Genomic DNA, 18,744 nt, shown 5'->3' with positions numbered 1-18,744 from the left:
ACTCCATTGTCTTCTCTCGGGGGAACTGCCCGTCGGAGCGGGTCAGGCGCGCTGGCTGCTGACCGAGACCACCTCGCCCGTCAGATAGGACGCGTAGTCGCTGGCCAGGAAGACGATGGTGTTCGCGACCTCCCACGGCTGCGCGTACCGGCCGAACGCCTCCCGCTCCGTCAGCTCCGCCAGCAGTTCGGCGGAGGTCACCTTCGCCAGGTGCGGATGCACGGCGAGGCTGGGGGCGACGGCGTTGATCCGTACGCCGTGCTCCGCGGCCTCGATCGCGGAGCAGCGCGTCAGGGCCATGACGCCGGCCTTCGCCGCCGCGTAGTGCGCCTGGCCGGCCTGGGCGCGCCAGCCCACGACGGACGCGTTGTTGACGATCACTCCGCCACGGCCGGTGTCGCGGAAGGCGCGCAGGGCGGCGCGGGTGCAGCGGAAGGTGCCGTTCAGGGTGACGTCCAGGACCCGGCTCCACTGGTCGTCGGTCATGTCGACGACGGTGGCCGTGCCGCCGAGGCCGGCGTTGTTGACGACGACGTCCAGCCCGCCGTGCTCCTCGGCGGCGCGCGCGAAGAGGGCGCCGACCTGGGCTTCGTCGGTGACGTCACAGGGCTGCGCGGTGACCGCGTCCGTACCGAACTCGTCGGCGAGGGCGGCGCGCGACTCGCCGAGGCGGCGTTCGTGGGCGTCGCTGACCAGGACCCGGGCGCCCTCCTCCAGGAAGCGGCGGGCGGTCGCACCGCCGATGCCGGCGCCGGCCGCCGCGGTGATCACGGCGGTGCGGCCGGCGAGCAGGCCGTGGCCCGGTACGTACACGGGCGGCTGCGCTGGTCCCGGTGCGTTCGGCTCCCTGTTGCTCATCACCCCGGCACGTTAACCTACCAAACACTTGTTAGGGAAGAATGGGGGTCGCTGTGGACCTGGAACTCGACGCCGCGCAGGAGGCGTTCCGCCGCGAGGCCCGCGACTGGCTTGCGGCGCACGTGCCCCGTGACCCCCTCCCGTCCCTGGAGACGCGCGAAGGGTTCGCCGAACACCGCGCGTGGGAGGCGGAGTTGGCGGCGGACCGCTGGTCGGCGGTGTCGTGGCCGGTCGCGTACGGCGGACGGGGCGCCGACCTCGTGCGCTGGCTCCTCTTCGAGGAGGAGTACTGGGCGGCGGGCGCGCCCGGCCGGGTCTCGCAGAACGGCATCAGCCTGCTGGCGCCCACGCTCTTCGACCACGGCACCGCCGAACAGCGCGCCCGGGTGCTGCCGTCGATGGCGAGCGGCGAGGTCGTCTGGGCGCAGGCGTGGTCCGAGCCGGAGGCGGGGTCCGACCTCGCGGCGCTGCGGTCGCGCGCGGTGCGCACGGAGGGCGGCTGGCTGCTGCGGGGGCAGAAGACCTGGTCGTCCCGGGCCGCCTTCGCGGACCGCGCGTTCGGGATCTTCCGCACGGACCCGGAGGTGGCGGCGGACCGGCCGCACCGGGGGCTGACGTATCTGATGTTCGACCTCACGGCGCCGGGCGTGACCGTGCGGCCGATCGGACGGCTCGACGGCAAGCCGGCCTTCGCCGAACTCTTCCTCGACGACGTGTTCGTCCCCGACGAGGACGTCATCGGCGAACCGGGGCAGGGCTGGCGGATCGCGATGTCCACGACCGGCAACGAACGCGGGCTCACCCTCCGCTCCCCCGGCCGCTTCCTCGCGGCGGCGGACCGGCTCGTGGCGCAATGGCGCACGGCGGGGGCGCCGGGCGGGGCGCTGCGCGACCGGGTCGCGGACGCGGTGATCGGGGCGCGGGCGTACGAACTCTTCACGTGGGCGGCGGCGTCCCGGTTCGCCGGGGGCGAGCCCTTGGGGGCGGAGTCCAGCCTGAACAAGGTCTTCTGGTCCGAGTACGACATCGCGCTGCACGAAACCGCGCTCGACCTGCTGGGCGAGGAGGGCGAGTGCGGTGACACGGCGTGGGCGGAGGGCCACCTCTTCGCCCTCGCCGGCCCCATTTACGCCGGGACGAACGAGATCCAGCGCGACATCGTCGCCGAGCGGCTGCTCGGCCTTCCGAAGGGCCGCCGCTGATGCGCTTCTTGCTGACGGACGAGCAACGCGCCTTCGCCGCTTCGCTGGACGCGCTGCTGACGGCGGGGAACGCGCCGGCCGCGGCGCGTGCGTGGGCCGCGGGCGACCGGGAGCCGGGGCGCACGCTGTGGGCGCGGCTCGCGGAGACGGGACTCTTCGCGCTCGCGGCGGACGAGGCGTACGGGGGCGTGGGGCTGCTGCCGCTGGAACTGGCTTTGGGTTACGTGGAGTTGGGCCGCCATGCGATGCCGGGACCGGTGGTGGAGACGGCGGCGGCTGCGGCTTTGTTGAGCGGGGTGGGTGCGGGGCGGTCGTTTCCCGGCCGGTTGCTTCCCGGTGTGGTGCGCGGCGAGACCGTGGCGACGGTGGTCCTGTCCGGCGGCGGTCGCTTCGCGCTGGACGCGGACGCGGCGGACGTGGTGCTGGTCGAGTCGGACGGGGTGCTGCGGGTGGCTCCCGGGCACGGCCCGGTCCGGGTCTCGTCCGACCCTGTGCGGAGGTTGGCGGTGCCGGAGGGGGGCGGCGAGGTGGTGGCGTCGGGCGTGGACGCGGGTGCGGCGGCGCGGCTCGCCCGCCTCCTGACGGCGGCGCAGTCCCTGGGCGTGGGCCTGGCCCTCCTGGAACGCACGGTCGCGTACGTGACCCAACGCGTCCAGTTCGGCACCCCGATCGGCTCCTTCCAGGCGGTCAAGCACCGCCTCACGGACACCCTGGTGGGCCTGGAGTTCGCCCGCCCGCTGGTGTACGGGGCGGCGCTCACGCTGGACCGGAGGGATGTGGCGGCGGCGAAGGTGGCGACGGCGGACGCGGTGTACGCGGCGGCGAGGGCGGCGCTCCAGCTCCACGGCGCGGTGGGCTACACGGACGAGCTGGACCTCGCGCTCTGGCTGCGCAAGGCACGCCCGCTGCGGGGGGCGTGGGGCACGCCGGCGGCGTGCCGCGAGGTGGTGCTGGCGGGTGGGTGAATTCGCCGCAGGGGGCCGTGTGCGGTCTCCGCGGCCCGTCTGTGGCTGATCGCGCACTTCCGCCCCCACACCCTGAGGGCGTGGGGGCGGGTTGGGGAGTGGGGGTCAGAGGGCCTTGATGGTGATGGGGGTGTGGTACTTGCCGTTCTCGGAGTCGTAGACGGCCTCGCCCGCCGGTGGCTTCACCTTGACGCCCAGCTTGAGGGGGTTCTTGGTCGGCTTGGAGAAGTGGTGGATGTCGTACTTGATCGTCTGCACCCCGTCGTGTGACGTCATGTGCTTCAGAGGCTCGTAGGACCAGTCCGGGTCGACTCCCGGTTCCTTGCGGGGGATCTCCTCGTCGTCCTGCACGTAGTCGACGAGGTGCACGTCCGCGTACAGGTCGTCCTCGGACACCTCGATCGACTTACCGTCCTTGCCGCCCGGCCTCAAGCTGACCAGCACGGTGACCGTGTCGCCCTCCTTCACCTCGGCTTCGTGTTGCCCGGTGCTCAACACCAGGGAGAGATCCTTGACCGATGCCCACTCCGCCATGCCTTGCCTCCTGTTGATTTGCGCTCATGGGTGCGTTCGCCCCGCTGCCGTCCGCGTCGACGATGCCGACTACGACCCGACGTACGAGACGCTGGGCTGCAGTTCGAGGATCTTCCGCAGCCGGTAGTCGTTGCGGCTGAAGCAGAACGCCGCGATGACCGAGGTGTGTTCGCGGTTGAGGATCCGCGACAGCTTGTTCTCCGTCAGGTCGGGGAGGTTGTAGACCTTCACGCCCTGCTGGAGCAGACGCTGGTCTTCCTGGAAGAACGCCGGTTCGATGTGCCGCGACGTCCGGTTCCCGCTGGCGGAGCCGTGGGTGCCGGAGAGGATGGCGACCTTCTCGCCGTGCGTCAGCGCGTCGTCGACCATCTCGTCGAGTTGGGCGCCGACCGCCTCGTACTCGGTGAGGTGGACCCGCTGGCCAAAGCGGTTGTGCACGTACTCGAACTTCCGGTCCCGGTACCAACGGGAGCTGGTGATCCCGACCTTCTTCGGCTTGCCGTGGCCGAGGCCGCGCGCGAGGTGCTTCCCGACGCCTGCGGCGTCGTCCGCGGAGCCCGCCACGACACCGGCGACGCGGTAGGACGTCGTGCCCGCGAGCACGGCCATCCCGGCCTTCCCCATGCTCACCAGGCCGGGAACGCCGGTGCCGAACGAGACCCAGCCGAGGATCGAAGACGCCTTGGGCGCCGCCTTTTCGAGCGCGCCGCTGGCGATCCCGGTCACGCTGGACGCGATGCCGACGGAGAACATCGCCCACTCGGTCGCGTTGGAGGCGATGATCCCGCTGGTGCCGACGGCCAGCGTCGTCGCCTCGGACGCGCTCAGCGCTGCGCCCACGACGCCCGCCATCGCCATCGACGCGCCGCCGCTCACCACCGCGAACGCGATGCTCCCGATCCCGATGGCGATGCTCGCCCACGCTCCCCAGCTCAGGTGCCCGGACGGGTCGTTCCGGTTGACGGGGTCCCCCAGGCAGTACGCGTAGGGGTTGATCCCGCCGGCTCCGAACGGGCTGAGGCTGTCGGGCGTGGTGAACCGCATCAGCACGGGGTCGTAGGCGCGGTAGCCGTTGCCGAGGTGGAACCAACCCAGGGCGGGGTCGATCCGCTGGCCGTCGTGGCCCAGGACGCTGCCCTTCGCGTTCGCCTTGCGGTAGCCGTAGGCGGTGTAGCCGTACTCGTCGTGCTGCTGCCCCGCGCTCGACACCAGCACGGTCCGCTTGCCGTCCGTGCCCAGCAACCGGGTCTCGGTCTGGTCTCCGCTGCGGATCTGGGCCATGCAGCCCTCACCGGAGCGCAGGAACCGGGTCTGCTGCTTGCCCTCGGTGACGGCCGCGAGCTCCTCGCGCCGGTAGGAGAGCACGCTGGTGGTGCCGTTCGCCTGTTGGGTGAGCAGCCGGTCCAGCGGGTCGTAGGCGTAGCCGCCGAGCACGGTGTTCCCGGAACTCACGGACGCCAGGCGGCCCAGGGCGTCGTACACCAGCTTCCGTCCGGCCGCGTCGACGGTGAGCCGGCCGGCCGCGTCGTAGGTCAGCTTGGTCTGCGACGTCGGTTGGGTGTGCGTGACGCCCGTGAGCTGGCACGGGTCGTCCTTGTTCTCGTACGCGTACGTCGCGGTGTCGGAGCCGCTGGGGAACGTGGTCGTGCAGGTGGTGACGTTGCCGAAGCCGTCGTAGGCGAAGGTCTGCCGGGTGACCTCGTCGTCGTGCTCGTCCCGGGGGCGCGCCGAGCCCGTGCAGGCGTACTCGGTGAGCCGGTTGCGCTCGTCGTAGGTGAAGGCTTCGTCGCGGAGCGTGGACGTGCCGCTCTTCAGCGTCCGCTTGCCGAGGAGGTCGTTGGGGAGCCAGCCCTGCGTCAGGGTCCACGTCGCGCCGTGGCCGTCGCTGATCGTGCGTTCGACCTCCCGGCCGAAGTCGTCCCGCTTCAGCTCCGTCGTGAGGGTGTTCTTCGCCTTGTCGGTGGTCGTCCACCCGGACACGCGGTCCGCGTCGTCGTAGCGCGCCGACACCACCGCGGCCGGGTCCTTGATCTCGGCGATCCGGCCGTGCCGGTCCCTGGCGATCTCCTCGGCGGCGCCGTCCACGCCGTGGTAGCTCAGTTCGGAACCGTTCAGCGTGTACGTCGTGCTCGCGGTGCCGTTGGAGTGGCCGGCTACCTCGGTGATGTCGTCCTGGAGGCGGCCCGAGGCGTGGTAGGTGCGCTTGACGGTGGCGCTGCTGCCCTGCTCGGCCGTGGTCAGCAGGCCCGATCGCTCGTCGTACGAGAACTTCTGGGTGACGTCGCCCGCCGTGAGCTGGGCGAGGGCGTTGCCGAGCTCCTTGACGTACGTGTAGTGGACATCGTGGTCGGGCGCCTTGGCGACCGAGGGGAGCGGGCACTCCGCCTTGTCGTACGTGTAGGACCAGGAGCGACCGCCCGACGTGGCGGCGCGCAGTCTGCCCAGCCCGTCGTAGGACTGGGTGCCGTAGGGCGTCTCCTTGCCCTGGGTCTTCACCGTGAGCCCGGTGATCAGGTCGTCGGGCGAGAAGGGCGCGTGGTCGCGCGTGATCTGCGTCGTCCCGTCCGGCAGCGTGGTGCGGACGAGTCGGCCGCGGGCGTCGTACTCGTAGAGCGTCTTGTGTCCGCGCTCGTCGGTGTCCCGGCGCAGCCTCCCCCAGCCGTCGCGCTCCAGCAGGCGCGTGGCGACGGGCTTCTTCGGGTCGCCCTTCGCGTACCGCTCCACGCGCACCACCGAGCCGCGCAGGTCGTGGGTGGTCACCTCGGTGCCCGAGACCGTGCCCTTGTCGCCCGTCAGCTGGGTCGTCGTGGTCTGGTGGACGGGGTCGCTGCGGGTGAGGTGGGTCGCGCCCGTGCTGGAGGCCGCGGTCAGGACCTGGCCCCAGTCGTCGTAGGTGAAGGTGCGGACGGTCTCGTACGTGCTGCTGCCCGCCCGGTCCCCGACCGTGACGGTCGACACCTCGCCCTGCTCGTCGTAGCTCACCGTCCGGACGGGGTACCACTTCTTGTCCCCGTCGAGGTCCAGGCGGTCCTGCTGGAGAGACCGCCCCGCGCCGTCGAAGCTCTCGCGGAGCTGGTTGCCCCGCACGTCGGTGGAGGTGTGGACGAGCCTCTTCTTGCCCCCGTCCACCGTGTAGGCGTGGGTCGCCTGGGCCTCGTACGGGGTGCCGGGGTTGTCGACGCGCGTCAGCAGGCGGCCGAGCCAGTCGTAGCTCGCGTCCGTGGTGTTGCCCTGTGCGTCGGTGGTGGACCACAGGCGGCCCGTGAAGGGCGAGCGCTTCTCGGTGCGCGTCACCGCGAGCGCGTCGTGGGTCCGCAGCTCGTGGGTCTGGACCAGGGCCTTGGCCTTCGCGGTGCCCCACTCCTTGACCTCGAAGGTGAAGGAGTGGGTCGTCGCGTACTGCTTGGCGTCGTCTCCGTGCTCGGTCTCGACGCACCTGACCAGGCGCCCGAACTCGCCCTTGTGCTGCGCGTCGGTGGCGGTGCTGTAGGTGAACCCCTTCTGCTGGAGGACCTTGCCGTCCGCGCTCTCCTGTTCCCCGGTCTTCAGCACGACGGTCTTCACGTCCGTGTCGGCGGTGGGGTAGGCCCCGTACTGGTAGGTCGTCGTGTACTCGGGAGCCTTGAGAGCGCCGTCGACGCCCAGCGTCGACGGCTTGCGGGTCATGCTCTTGACCAGGCGGGTGAAGCCGTTGGGGTCGTCGGCCGCGCCCTTGGACTTGTCACCCTTGGCGTCGTAGTACTCCCAGATCGTCACCCTGCCGTCGGGGTCGGTCTGCTTCGTCGGATTCCCCGAGGTGTCGAACTCGGTCGTGGTGATCTCGGGTTGAGTGCGGGACTGCCCCTGTGCGTCCGTCCAAGTGACCTTGCGTTGGTAGGGGAGCTGGAACTGCTTCAGCTGGTCCTTGAGGGCCTTTCCCGGCACCGCGTAGTACTGGGTTTCGACCAGCCGGACGCAAGCCTCCTGCTCTCCCGTCCAGGCCGTGGTCCGCTCGGACTTCTGGAGGTGGAACTGGTTGTAGGCGCGCTCGATCTCGGTCGTCCTCTTCCCGCAGATCCGCTTCTCCGTGGAGGTGTAGCCGTAGTCGGTCACCAGGTCGTAGAGGTTGTCCTGCTTGGACTTCCAGTCGCTGGTGTGGGAGAGGCCGCCGACGAAGTTCTCGGCGGAGTACGAGTAGGACGCCTCGATCTTGAGCTGGTCGCCGCCGGGCACCTGGGTGAAGGCGGTCACGTAGGGAAGCTTCTGCGACGGGCCACCGTCGGGAAAGGCGTGCCCGTCCTGGCGGTACTCGGCGGACTCGGACATCAGGACCGTCCCGGACGCCCCGTCCTTCATGGTCACACCGGTGATCCAGTTCCCCCAGAACCCGTCATCCCCCATCGACTTCTGCTGGAACTCCCATACGAGCGACTCCTTGAAGCCCTTCGGGCCGTGGCGCACCGTCCCCAGCAGCCCGTTGTCCAGTGACAGTTCGACGACGTGTGCCTCCCCGGACTCCGGAAGGACGTGCACGGTGGCCTTGGCGCTGGTGTCGTCGTACTCCACGGTCAACAGGGGGCCGTACGCGTCCCGGACCTCCTTCAGGCGCGGCGGCTGCTGGGTGAAGTCCCACGACAGGGTGAGCCGGTGCCCGGCGGGCGTCAGAAGGTCGGTCGGCACCTTGAGGGGGTCGGCGTTGTCGGGACCGGTGAGGAGTTCCACGCTGCCGGACTTGTGGACGACCCGGTACGCCGACTTCTCCTTGGTGACGTGGACCGCGTCGAGCGTGTTCTGTTGCAGCACCACGCTGTCGCCGACCTCGTCGACGACGTACTGCCCGCCGGCGGACAGGCTCAGCACCCCGCTCTTGGTGTCGTAGGTGGTGAGCCCCAGCGAGACGCCCTGTCCGAGGCCCATGTTGGTCCAGGTGAGCGGCGAGTAGCTCAGGTCCAGGGGGAAGGACGGGCCGAGGTTGCGATTGCCGACGAGATTGCCCAGCGCAAGACGGACGTTGAACGTTCCGGTACGGGGATCGACACCCCCTGCCGATCCGCTGCTGAAATTGGTCGCATGCGTGAAGAAGTCAGAAGTCGAACCCACGCCGGAATCCTCCCGATGGCAGCCGTTGCCGAGCCCTTGGAGTCAATCATCACCATCGACTCCGACGCACCGCCCGCACAGGGTCGCCACCTGAACGAGTGCCCTCCCCGAAATGCCGCCGACCGCCCTTCCTGCGAAAAATCGTTCCGTTCACGATCGAGCGAATTGACCTTTACGGGTGACCGCTCGCCGATAATGCCGCGTCGATGCCTCGATTCAACTTCGATGGGCTCACCGCAAGGACGGAAATTCGCGTGAATCGTGAACATTTTCGGCAGTGACAGAGAGGTGTTTCATGCGTGTACTTTTCGGGGCCACGGCGGGAGGGGCGGTCCTCGCACTGACCGCGGCCCTCCTGGGGCCATCGGCCGCGGGCGCCCACGGCACCGGGCGGGCGGCCGTCGACGCCGACAGCGCCGTGATCGCGCTCGGGGACAGCTTCATCTCGGGGGAGGCGGGCCGTTGGCGGGGCAACGGGAACACCCCCGACGGCTCGGCGTACGGCACCGACCTCGCCACGATCCCGTCCTCCTGCGACGAGACCGAGGAGAGCTGCGCCAACGACCCCCACCGGGTGTACGGAGACACCTACGACCCCGCCGGGAAGAACGGCTGCGACCGCTCGGTGTGGTCGGAGATCACCTACGCCGAATCGGTCAAGGTGGGCGGCGTCGACTACGCGATCCCGAAGGCGAACCGCCTCAACGCGGCGTGCTCCGGGGCCACCACCGAGGCCGTCGTCAAGGACGGCTTCAAGGGGGAGAAGGCCCAGACCACGACGCTCCGTCAGCACGCGGCGAGCAAGAAGGTCCGCATGGTCGTGCTCTCGATCGGCGGGAACGACATCGGGTTCGGCGCCATCATCGCGGACTGCATGAAGGGCTTCATGGAGGGCAGCATCTTCGGCTGGCACTGCCACGAGTACCACGACCCCGACATCGACGGCATGAAGGAGCGCGTCCGCGGGGCCGTGCGGGCGATCCGCTCGACGATGAAGACCGCGGGCTATGCCAAGGACTCCTACCGCCTCGTCCTCCAGTCCTACCCCGCCCCGATCCCCCGCGGCGGGGAGTTCCGCTACCAGGAGAGCGGCTACGACCGCTACACGTACGGCGGTTGCCCCTTCTGGGACGACGACGCCACCTGGGCCCACGACACGCTCGTCCCCAAGATCGCCGACGCCCTGCGCGACCTGGCCACGGAGGAGAGCAAGACGGGCGAGGGGGACGTCGGCTTCCTCGACCTGCGTCGGGCGCTCGCCGGACACGAGGCGTGCGCCAAGGCCCCGGTGGGGCAGTCCGTGCCGGGGAACACCCTGAGCAACCCGCGCAGCGAGGCCACGAGCGAATGGGTCCGCTACTACGGAGGTTGGGTCGAGCCGCAAGGGCAGGAACAGGAAACCCTGCACCCGAACTTCTACGGCCAAAAGCGCCTGGGTGCCTGCCTCAACCAACTCGCCACCCGGGCGGACCGCGTCTATTCCTGCCCGCAACCTTCCTGACCACCGGTCATAAAATGCAACCAAGGAGCACCGAATACCGGAACCAGGTGTCGAATAACTCGACTGGCCCTCGCAGTCAATATCTCTACACCCGAACCGATCGACACGGAGCAAAAGCCCCGTTCCCCTTCCCGCGCATGCGATAGAAGAGGAGCGTAAACCGTCACCTAATGACCCAGGAGGTCATCGTGAAGACTCTTCTTCACGTCTCACGCAAGGCAGCAGCCGCTGCCGCACTGAGCGCCGTCGGGGCGCTGCTGCTTCCGTCCACCACCACGGCACAAGCAGCCGCCGTCCCTTCCTACGAGATCACCTTCCACATCAACTTCTCCCAGCCGGGCGACCCGGGGGGGCACCCCGAGCCCTATGGCTACGTACGGCTCGACTTCGAGGGCGGAACTCACCACACCCTCTGGGAGCAGTCGGAAGACAACGCGTCCACCAGAGAGACGTACGGGCCGGAAACGTACACCTACACGGGTGACCTGAAGAACATCAAGTCCATCAGCGCCGACGTGGACGAGGACGACGCTTGGCCCAACGGGGACGACTCGATCGGTTACGGGACCGAGCCCTGGCGCGGGCAGGGTGACTACACCTTCACCGAAGACGACGGGTCCACCACGGTCGTCATCGAGCGGGTCAAGCCGTTGAACTAGGCGGTACGCACCTGCCCGGACGGCTCCGCCCGGGCAGGTGCACCAGCACCGCCACCGCCTCACCTACGAGGTCGCGGCGCGGCGGCCTTACAACCGGCGGTGGGTACGGATCGCGGCGCCCGGGCGCCAGGCCCGTACCACCAGTTCGTCGCCCTCCACCGACGTGCGGACCACCTCCGTGAGGTCCGCGCGGAAGAGGTGGAAGGGCTCCGGCGGGCGGACGCCCGCCACGAAGCGGCTGAACTCCTCGGGGTCCGTCACCGGCACCGCGCGGCCCGACACGCGGACGTCGCCGAGTCGGGACGCCGTATCGCCCTCGCCCGGGTTGCCGTGGAGGGCGAAGCGCGGGTCGCGCAGGAGGTCCTTCGCCTTCCAGGAGTCCTGCATCATGCCCAGGTACAGCTCGCCGTCCCGGAAGGTGACCTCCAAGCCGCTCACCCGCGGTGAACCGTCCTTGCGGAGCGTCGCGAGGACGTGGTGGAGGTACTGCTGGAAGCGGGCCCGGACGAGGTCCGCGAAATCGGGCTCGGCCGCGTGGAGGTCCGCCCAGGAGGTGCGCGCAGACGGCTGCGGAGGGGTCTCGGTGCTCATGGAGCACAGTTCAGCACCCCATCCGGACACCTACCGTCTGGATTCAGCGCACGATCCCCTGCGCCCGCGCCGCCGACAGCCACCTCGGGAACTCCGCCAGCATGCGGTCGTACAGCTCCGCGTCCGGGACCTTCGACGGCTCCGCGCCGGCGTGGAAGAAGCCCGCGTTGTCCACGGCGCGCTTGGTGGGGACCGGGAGGTCGTCGAGCTTGCGCAGGAAGTCGAACTGGGTGCTGCGGGTGTTGCCGAAGCCGACGAACTGCCAGAACAGCGGCAGCTTCGACGACTTGCACAGATAGCGCTCGGCCGCGAGCTTGTTGATCGGGCCGCCGTCGGTCTGGAAGACCACCAGCGCGGGGTCCCTCGCACCGCTGTCCATCTGGTCGACGTAGTGGTCGATCACCGCGTCCATCGCCAGGTGGTAGCTGGTCTTGCCCATGTGGCCGAGGCCGGCGACGATCTCGGCGATCCGGCCGTGGTGGTTGTCCAGGGAGATCTCGGTGACGGCGTCGACGTCGGTGGAGAAGAAGACCGTGGGCACCCGGCCGTCGTCGTCGAGGTTCGCCGAGAGGCTGAGGACCCGGTCGGCGAACGCCTGCACGCTGCCGTCCCGGTAGTAGTCCTTCATCGAGCCCGAGTAGTCGAGCACCAGGTAGACCTGGACCCGCTGGCCCTCCATGCCGCGCTGGCGCAGCGAGCGGCCGGCTTCCTTGTAGAGGCTGACGAGCGCGGGGGCCGTCTCCTGGACCTTGCGGAGGTCGATCATGTCGCGAGATTACGCCATCTGTGGGATATCACCGGCAGGATCACCCGAACACCTGTCGCACACACGCCGCGGCGCCCACCCTCAGTCCGGTCGGGGACAGGGCGAGCGCCGCGTTCAGTTCCGTACGCCGTTGTACGGGACGTCTGTGGGGTGTTCCGTCAGACCGTGAGCGCGCGGTCCGTCGGGCGGATCGGCGCGGGCAGGTCGCTCGCGCCCGTCAGGTAGCGGTCCACACCGCGCGCGGCCGAACGCCCCTCGGCGATCGCCCACACGATCAGCGACTGACCGCGGCCCGCGTCACCCGCGACGAAGACCCCGTCCACGTTCGTGGCGAAGTCGGCGTCGCGCGCGACGTTGCCGCGCGCGTCCAGCTCCAGGCCGAACTGGTCGACCAGGCCGTTGGACTGGTCGATGCCGGTGAAGCCCATGGCCAGGGTGACCAGCTGCGCCGGGATGCGGCGCTCGGTGCCCGGCTTCGGGGTGAACTTGCCGTCGACGAACTCGACCTCGACGAGGTGGAGCGCCTGGACGTTGCCGTCCTCGTCGCCCTCGAAGTGGGTCGTCGAGACCGAGTACACCCGTCCCTCCTTGCCCCCTGTCGGGCAGGAGGGTCCCTGCTCCGACGCACCGTCACTCCTCATGCGCGCCAGCTCCGTGGTCTCCTCGTGCGCCGAGGTGACCTTGTACAGCATGGGGAACGTGGGCCACGGCTGGCCGGTGCTGCGCTCCTCGCCCGGCCGGGGCATGATCTCCAGCTGGGTCACGGACGCCGCGCCCTGGCGGTGCGCGGTGCCCACGCAGTCCGCGCCGGTGTCGCCGCCGCCGATGACGACGACGTGCTTGCCCTCGGCGGTGATCGGCGGGGCGACGAAGTCGCCCTCCTGGACCTTGTTGGCGAGCGGCAGGTACTCCATCGCGTAGTGGATGCCGGCCAGTTCGCGCCCGGGCGCGGGCAGGTCGCGGGAGACGGTGGCGCCGGCCGCGATGACCACCGCGTCGTACCGGCGGCGCAGGGCGGCGGCGTCGATGTCGCGGCCGATCTCCACCTCGGTGCGGAACTTGGTGCCCTCCGCGCGCATCTGCTCGATGCGCCGGTTGATGTGCACCTTCTCCATCTTGAACTCGGGGATGCCGTACCGCAGCAGCCCGCCGATGCGGTCGGCGCGCTCGAAGACGGCGACGGTGTGGCCGGCGCGGGTGAGCTGCTGGGCCGCGGCGAGCCCGGCCGGGCCCGAGCCGATGACGGCGACGGTCTTGCCGGAGAGCCGCTCCGGGGGCTGCGGGGTGACGTCCCCGGAGTCCCACGCCTTGTCGATGATCGAGACCTCGACGTTCTTGATGGTGACCGCGGGCTGGCTGATGCCGAGCACGCAGGCCGCCTCACAGGGCGCGGGGCAGAGCCGGCCGGTGAACTCCGGGAAGTTGTTGGTGGCGTGCAGCCGCTCGGACGCGGCGGTCCAGTCCTCGCGGTAGGCGAAGTCGTTCCACTCGGGGATCAGGTTCCCGAGCGGGCAGCCGTTGTGGCAGAACGGGATGCCGCAGTCCATGCAGCGGCCGGCCTGCTTGCTGATGATCGGCAGCAGGGAGCCGGGGACGTAGACCTCGTTCCAGTCCTTGACGCGCTCGGCGACGGGGCGGGTCTCGGCGACCTCGCGCCCGGTGGTCAGGAAGCCCTTGGGGTCAGCCATTGGTCGCCGCCTCCATCATCTTCTCGGTGGTCTCCTGCTCGGAGAGACCGGCGAGCTCAGCGGCGTCCTTGGCGGCGAGCACTGCCTTGTACGTGGACGGGATGATCTTGCTGAACCGGTCGGCGTTCGACGCCCAGTCGGCGAGCAGCTTCTCGGCGACGGTGGAGCCCGTCTCCTCCTGGTGGCGGCGCACCACGTCGTGCAGCCACTGCTTGTCGGCGTCGCTCGGGGCCTCGACGGCGGCCAGGTTGCCCGCGTTGACGTTGTCCTTGTCGAGGTCGATGACGTACGCGACGCCGCCGGACATGCCGGCCGCGAAGTTGCGTCCGGTCTCGCCGAGGACGACGGCGTGACCACCGGTCATGTACTCGCAGCCGTGGTCGCCGACGCCCTCGGAGACGACGGTCGCGCCGGAGTTGCGGACGCAGAAGCGCTCGCCGGTGCGGCCCCGCAGGTAGATCTCGCCGCCGGTGGCTCCGTACGCGATGGTGTTGCCCGCGATGGTGGAGTACTCGGCGAGGTGGTCGGCGCCGCGGTCGGGGCGGACCACGATCCGGCCGCCGGACAGGCCCTTGCCGACGTAGTCGTTGGAGTCGCCCTCCAGGCGGAGGGTGACGCCACGCGGCACGAAGGCGCCGAAGGACTGGCCCGCGGAGCCGGTGAAGGTGATGTCGATCGTGTCGTCCGGCAGGCCCGCGCCGCCGAAGCGACGGGTGACCTCGTGGCCGAGCATGGTGCCGACGGTGCGGTTGATGTTGCGGATGGCGACCTGGGCGCGCACCGGCTCGGCGGCTTCGGCGGAGTCCGCGGACAGCGCGTCGGCGGCCAGCTTGATGAGCTGGTTGTCGAGCGCCTTCTCCAGGGCGTGGTCCTGGGCCACCAGGGCGTGCCGGACCGTGCCTTCGGGCAGCTCGGGCACGTGGAACAGCGGCGCCAGGTCCAGGCCCTGGGCCTTGAAGTGGGTCACGGCCCGCTCGGTGTCGAGCAGTTCGGCGTGGCCGACGGCCTCCTCCAGGGTGCGGAAGCCCAGCTCGGCCAGGAGCTCGCGGACCTCCTCGGCGATGTACTCGAAGAAGGTGACGACGTGCTCGGCCTTGCCGGCGTACCGCTCGCGCAGCACCGGGTTCTGGGTGGCGATGCCGACCGGGCAGGTGTCCAGGTGGCAGACGCGCATCATGACGCAGCCGGAGACGACCAGCGGCGCGGTCGCGAAGCCGAACTCCTCGGCGCCGAGCAGCGCGGCGATGACCACGTCGCGGCCGGTCTTGAGCTGGCCGTCGGTCTGGACGACGATCCGGTCCCGCAGGCCGTTGAGCAGCAGGGTCTGCTGGGTCTCGGCGAGGCCCAGCTCCCAGGGGCCGCCCGCGTGCTTGAGGCTGGTGAGCGGGGAGGCGCCGGTGCCGCCGTCGTGGCCGGAGATCAGCACGACGTCGGCGTGCGCCTTGGAGACGCCGGCGGCGACCGTGCCCACGCCGACCTCGGAGACCAGCTTCACGTGGATGCGGGCCTGCGGGTTGGCGTTCTTCAGGTCGTGGATGAGCTGCGCCAGGTCCTCGATCGAGTAGATGTCGTGGTGCGGCGGCGGGGAGATCAGTCCCACGCCCGGGGTGGAGTGCCGGGTCTTGGCGACCCAGGGGTACACCTTGGGGCCGGGCAGCTGGCCGCCCTCGCCGGGCTTGGCGCCCTGGGCCATCTTGATCTGGATGTCGTCCGCGTTCACCAGGTACTCGCTGGTGACGCCGAAGCGGCCGGAGGCGACCTGCTTGATAGCGGAGCGACGGGTGGGGTCGTAGAGGCGCTCGGGGTCCTCACCGCCCTCGCCGGTGTTCGACTTGCCGCCGAGCCGGTTCATCGCGATGGCGAGGGTCTCGTGGGCCTCGCGGGAGATGGAGCCGTACGACATGGCGCCGGTGGAGAAGCGCTTGACGATCTCGGAGACGGGCTCGACCTCGTCCAGCGGCACGGGGGTGCGGTCGGCGGCGAAGCCGAACAGGCCGCGGAGCGTCATCAGCCGCTCGGACTGCTCGTTCACCCGCTGCGTGTACTGCTTGAAGACGTCGTAGCGCCCGCTGCGGGTGGAGTGCTGGAGGCGGAAGACCGTCTCCGGGTCGAACAGGTGCGGCTCGCCCTCGCGGCGCCACTGGTACTCGCCGCCGATCTCCAGCGCGCGATGCGCCGGGGCGAGGCCGGAGGCCGGGTACGCCTTGGCGTGGCGGGCGGCGACCTCGTCGGCGATCACCGCGAGGCCGGCGCCGCTGATCTTGGAGGCGGTGCCGTGGAAGTACTGCTCCACGAAGCCCTCGTCGAGGCCGATCGCCTCGAAGACCTGGGCGCCGCGGTAGGAGGCGACCGTCGAGATGCCCATCTTGGACATCACCTTCAGCACGCCCTTGCCGAGGGCGTAGATCAGGTTGCGGATCGCCTGCTCGGACTCGATGCCGTCGATGAAGGTGCCCGCCCGGACCAGGTCCTCCACGGACTCCATGGCCAGGTACGGGTTGACCGCGGCGGCGCCGTAGCCGATGAGCAGCGCGACGTGGTGCACCTCGCGGACGTCGCCGGCCTCGACCAGCAGTCCGACGTGGGTGCGCTGCTTGGTGCGGATGAGGTGGTGGTGGACCGCGGAGGTCAGCAGCAGCGAGGGGATCGGGGCGTGCTCGGCGTCCGAGTGGCGGTCGGAGAGCACGATCAGCCGGGCGCCGTCCTCGATGGCCGTGTCGACCTCGGCGCAGACGGCGTCGAGGCGGGCGGCGAGGTCGACGTGGCCGCCGCCGACGCGGTAGAGGCCGGAGATCGTCGCGGCCTTCATGCCCGGCATGTCGCCGTCGGCGTTGATGTGGATGAGCTTGGCCAGCTCGTCGTTGTCGATCACCGGGAACGGCAGGGTCACGCTGCGACAGGACGCGGCCGTCGGCGCGAGCAGATTGCCGCCCGGGCCGAGGGAGGAGTGCAGGGAGGTGACCAGCTCTTCCCGGATGGCGTCCAGCGGCGGGTTCGTGACCTGCGCGAAGAGCTGGGTGAAGTAGTCGAAGAGCAGCCTGGGCCGCTCGGAGATGGCGGCGATCGGGGAGTCCGTGCCCATGGAACCGATGGGCTCCATGCCGGCGCGCGCCATGGGGGCGAGCAGGACGCGCAGCTCCTCCTCGGTGTAGCCGAAGGTCTGCTGGCGGCGGGTGACGGAGGCGTGGGTGTGGACGACGTGCTCGCGCTCGGGCAGGTCGCCGAGGCCGATGATGCCGGCCTGGAGCCACTCCTGGTAGGGCTGCTCGGCGGCGAGGGTCGACTTGATCTCGTCGTCCTCGATGATGCGGTGCTCGGCGGTGTCCACGAGGAACATCCGGCCGGGCTGGAGGCGGCCCTTGCGGACGACCTTCGCGGGGTCGATGTCGAGGACGCCGACCTCGGAGGAGAGCACCACGAGGCCGTCGTCGGTGACCCAGTAGCGACCCGGGCGCAGACCGTTGCGGTCCAGGACCGCGCCGACCTGGACGCCGTCGGTGAAGGTGACGCAGGCGGGGCCGTCCCAGGGCTCCATCATCGTGGAGTGGTACTGGTAGAAGGCGCGGCGGGCCGGGTCCATCGAGTCGTGGTTCTCCCACGCCTCGGGGACCATCATCAGCACCGCGTGCGGCAGGGAGCGCCCGCCGAGGTGGAGCAGTTCGAGGACCTCGTCGAAGGAGGCGGAGTCGGAGGCGTCCGGGGTGCAGACGGGGAAGATCCGCTCCAGCTCGCCCTTGCCGAAGAGGTCGGTGGCGAGCTGCGACTCCCGGGCCCGCATCCAGTTGCGGTTGCCCTTGACGGTGTTGATCTCGCCGTTGTGCGCCACGAAGCGGTACGGGTGGGCCAGCGGCCAGCTCGGGAAGGTGTTCGTGGAGAACCGCGAGTGCACCAGGGCGACGGCGGTGGCGCAGCGGCGGTCGGAGAGGTCCGGGAAGAACGGCTCCAGCTGCCCGGTGGTGAGCATGCCCTTGTAGACGATGGTGCGCGCGGAGAGCGACGGGAAGTACACGCCGGCCTCGCGCTCGGCGCGCTTGCGCAGCACGAACGCCTTGCGGTCCAGGTCGAGCCCGACGCTGGAGCCGTTGCTGACGAAGAGCTGGCGGAAGACCGGCATGGTGGCGCGGGCGCCGTTGCCGAGCAGGTCGGGGGTGGTGGGGACCTCGCGCCAGCCGAGGACGGTCAGACCCTCCTCCGCGGCGATCGTCTCGATCCGCGAGACGGCCTCTTCGGTGCCGTCGGTGTCGTCGGCGGGTAGGAAGGCGATGCCGACGGCGTACGAGCCGGCCTCGGGCAGCTCGATGCCGCTGACCTCGCGCAGGAACGCGTCCGGCACCTGGAGCAGGATTCCGGCGCCGTCTCCCGAGTCGGGCTCGGAGCCGGTGGCACCGCGGTGCTCCAGGTTCCGCAGGACCGTCAGCGCCTGTTCCACCAGCTCATGGCTGGCAACACCGGTCAGGGTGGCCACGAACCCGACGCCGCATGCGTCGTGTTCGTTACGGGGGTCGTACATCCCCTGAGGGGCGGGGCGACCGTCCATGGGCGACCAGGCGTCGGAACGCATCGGCTCTCCCGTCGTCGTCGTGGCATGTGCTGTGCCGAGGGACGACGTTGGCCCTCTGCGAAATTTCGTGCAGGTTACATGATGGACTGATTCCCGGAAAGTGGATTCTGCATTCCAACATGCGGACATGTGGTGGGGTCCCAGGAGGCCCCACGAGGCTTCACGGGGTGCCACGGGGGGAGGGAATCAGGGAAGTCAGAGATCTGGTGCTGGCGGCGCGAGCTTCGTTGCCCGTAGCGCTTTCGGCTCATGCCCCGTGGTGAGTGGGTCGAAACCGCGATGTCCGCGAGGTTTCCCGGACGTCACGCACAGTCTCTCACCCCCGGGGCGTCCCGTCCCC

General features: G+C 70.1%; 11 protein-coding genes. 4 read left to right on the top strand and 7 right to left on the bottom strand.

What is annotated here, in order from left to right:
- Positions 1 to 42: 42 nt before the first annotated feature.
- Positions 43 to 858 (bottom strand): SDR family oxidoreductase, encoded by an 816-nt coding sequence (locus AB0E05_RS07025; protein ID WP_361960070.1) that lies wholly within the window; start codon positions 856 to 858, stop codon positions 43 to 45.
- Between the two features lie 41 nt (positions 859 to 899).
- Here AB0E05_RS07025 and AB0E05_RS07020 point away from each other — a divergent pair, with 41 nt between their 5' ends.
- Both AB0E05_RS07020 and AB0E05_RS07015 read left to right on the top strand, forming a co-directional pair.
- Positions 900 to 2,060 (top strand): acyl-CoA dehydrogenase family protein, encoded by a 1,161-nt coding sequence (locus AB0E05_RS07020; protein WP_361960067.1) that lies wholly within the window; start codon positions 900 to 902, stop codon positions 2,058 to 2,060.
- A complete protein-coding gene (locus tag AB0E05_RS07015; protein ID WP_361960064.1) occupies positions 2,060 to 3,025 on the top strand; it encodes an acyl-CoA dehydrogenase family protein in 966 nt (321 codons plus the stop codon). Before AB0E05_RS07020 ends, AB0E05_RS07015 begins: the two co-directional genes overlap by 1 nt.
- A 105-nt stretch (positions 3,026 to 3,130) precedes the next feature.
- On the opposite strand, the gene AB0E05_RS07010 is transcribed toward AB0E05_RS07015, so the two are convergent.
- Both AB0E05_RS07010 and AB0E05_RS07005 read right to left on the bottom strand, forming a co-directional pair.
- Positions 3,131 to 3,559, bottom strand: coding sequence for a hypothetical protein (locus tag AB0E05_RS07010; protein ID WP_361960061.1), 429 nt, complete (start codon positions 3,557 to 3,559; stop codon positions 3,131 to 3,133).
- A gap of 69 nt (positions 3,560 to 3,628) precedes the next feature.
- Positions 3,629 to 8,638: an RHS repeat-associated core domain-containing protein gene (locus AB0E05_RS07005; protein ID WP_361960058.1), complete on the bottom strand. Its 5,010-nt coding sequence runs from the start codon at positions 8,636 to 8,638 to the stop codon at positions 3,629 to 3,631.
- 295 nt (positions 8,639 to 8,933) lie between these two features.
- Between AB0E05_RS07005 and AB0E05_RS07000 the strand changes: the two genes are divergently transcribed.
- Positions 8,934 to 10,139 (top strand): hypothetical protein, encoded by a 1,206-nt coding sequence (locus tag AB0E05_RS07000; RefSeq protein WP_361960055.1) that lies wholly within the window; start codon positions 8,934 to 8,936, stop codon positions 10,137 to 10,139.
- Positions 10,140 to 10,327: 188 nt separating this feature from the next.
- A complete protein-coding gene (locus AB0E05_RS06995) occupies positions 10,328 to 10,798 on the top strand; it encodes a hypothetical protein (RefSeq protein WP_361960052.1) in 471 nt (156 codons plus the stop codon).
- 87 nt (positions 10,799 to 10,885) lie between these two features.
- Here AB0E05_RS06995 and AB0E05_RS06990 read toward each other — a convergent pair whose 3' ends face one another.
- The 4 genes from AB0E05_RS06990 to gltB form a co-directional block, all read right to left on the bottom strand.
- Positions 10,886 to 11,389, bottom strand: a complete 504-nt coding sequence (locus AB0E05_RS06990) for a pyridoxamine 5'-phosphate oxidase family protein (protein ID WP_361960049.1) — start codon at positions 11,387 to 11,389, stop codon at positions 10,886 to 10,888.
- Positions 11,390 to 11,432: 43 nt separating this feature from the next.
- Positions 11,433 to 12,155: a VWA domain-containing protein gene (locus AB0E05_RS06985; protein WP_361960046.1), complete on the bottom strand. Its 723-nt coding sequence runs from the start codon at positions 12,153 to 12,155 to the stop codon at positions 11,433 to 11,435.
- Positions 12,156 to 12,313: 158 nt separating this feature from the next.
- Complete coding sequence (locus AB0E05_RS06980) at positions 12,314 to 13,843, bottom strand: glutamate synthase subunit beta (RefSeq protein WP_361960043.1); 1,530 nt, start codon at positions 13,841 to 13,843, stop codon at positions 12,314 to 12,316.
- Positions 13,836 to 18,404 carry a glutamate synthase large subunit gene (gene gltB / locus AB0E05_RS06975; RefSeq protein WP_361960040.1) on the bottom strand — a complete coding sequence of 1,523 codons (4,569 nt, stop codon included), beginning with the start codon at positions 18,402 to 18,404 and terminating at the stop codon, positions 13,836 to 13,838. The genes AB0E05_RS06980 and gltB overlap by 8 nt, the downstream gene beginning before the upstream one ends.
- Positions 18,405 to 18,744: the final 340 nt, after the last annotated feature.

Origin of the sequence: Streptomyces sp. NPDC048057 (assembly GCF_040653095.1) — a bacterium.
Classification (GTDB): Bacteria; Actinomycetota; Actinomycetes; order Streptomycetales; family Streptomycetaceae; genus Streptomyces.
The sequence above is the reverse complement of the archived record's forward strand: the minus strand, read 5'-3'. Positions and strand labels throughout refer to the sequence as shown.

Bases quoted from the DNA above. Each gene is read 5' to 3' on its own strand.
- AB0E05_RS07025 (WP_361960070.1), bottom strand. From the start codon at position 858: ATGAGCAACAGGGAGCCGAACGCACCGGGACCAGCGCAGCCGCCCGTG.
- AB0E05_RS07020 (WP_361960067.1), top strand. From the start codon at position 900: ATGGGGGTCGCTGTGGACCTGGAACTCGACGCCGCGCAGGAGGCGTTC.
- AB0E05_RS07015 (WP_361960064.1), top strand. From the start codon at position 2,060: ATGCGCTTCTTGCTGACGGACGAGCAACGCGCCTTCGCCGCTTCGCTG.
- AB0E05_RS07010 (WP_361960061.1), bottom strand. From the start codon at position 3,559: ATGGCGGAGTGGGCATCGGTCAAGGATCTCTCCCTGGTGTTGAGCACC.
- AB0E05_RS07000 (WP_361960055.1), top strand. From the start codon at position 8,934: ATGCGTGTACTTTTCGGGGCCACGGCGGGAGGGGCGGTCCTCGCACTG.
- AB0E05_RS06990 (WP_361960049.1), bottom strand. From the start codon at position 11,389: ATGAGCACCGAGACCCCTCCGCAGCCGTCTGCGCGCACCTCCTGGGCG.
- AB0E05_RS06985 (WP_361960046.1), bottom strand. From the start codon at position 12,155: ATGATCGACCTCCGCAAGGTCCAGGAGACGGCCCCCGCGCTCGTCAGC.
- AB0E05_RS06980 (WP_361960043.1), bottom strand. From the start codon at position 13,843: ATGGCTGACCCCAAGGGCTTCCTGACCACCGGGCGCGAGGTCGCCGAG.
- gltB (WP_361960040.1), bottom strand. From the start codon at position 18,404: ATGCGTTCCGACGCCTGGTCGCCCATGGACGGTCGCCCCGCCCCTCAG.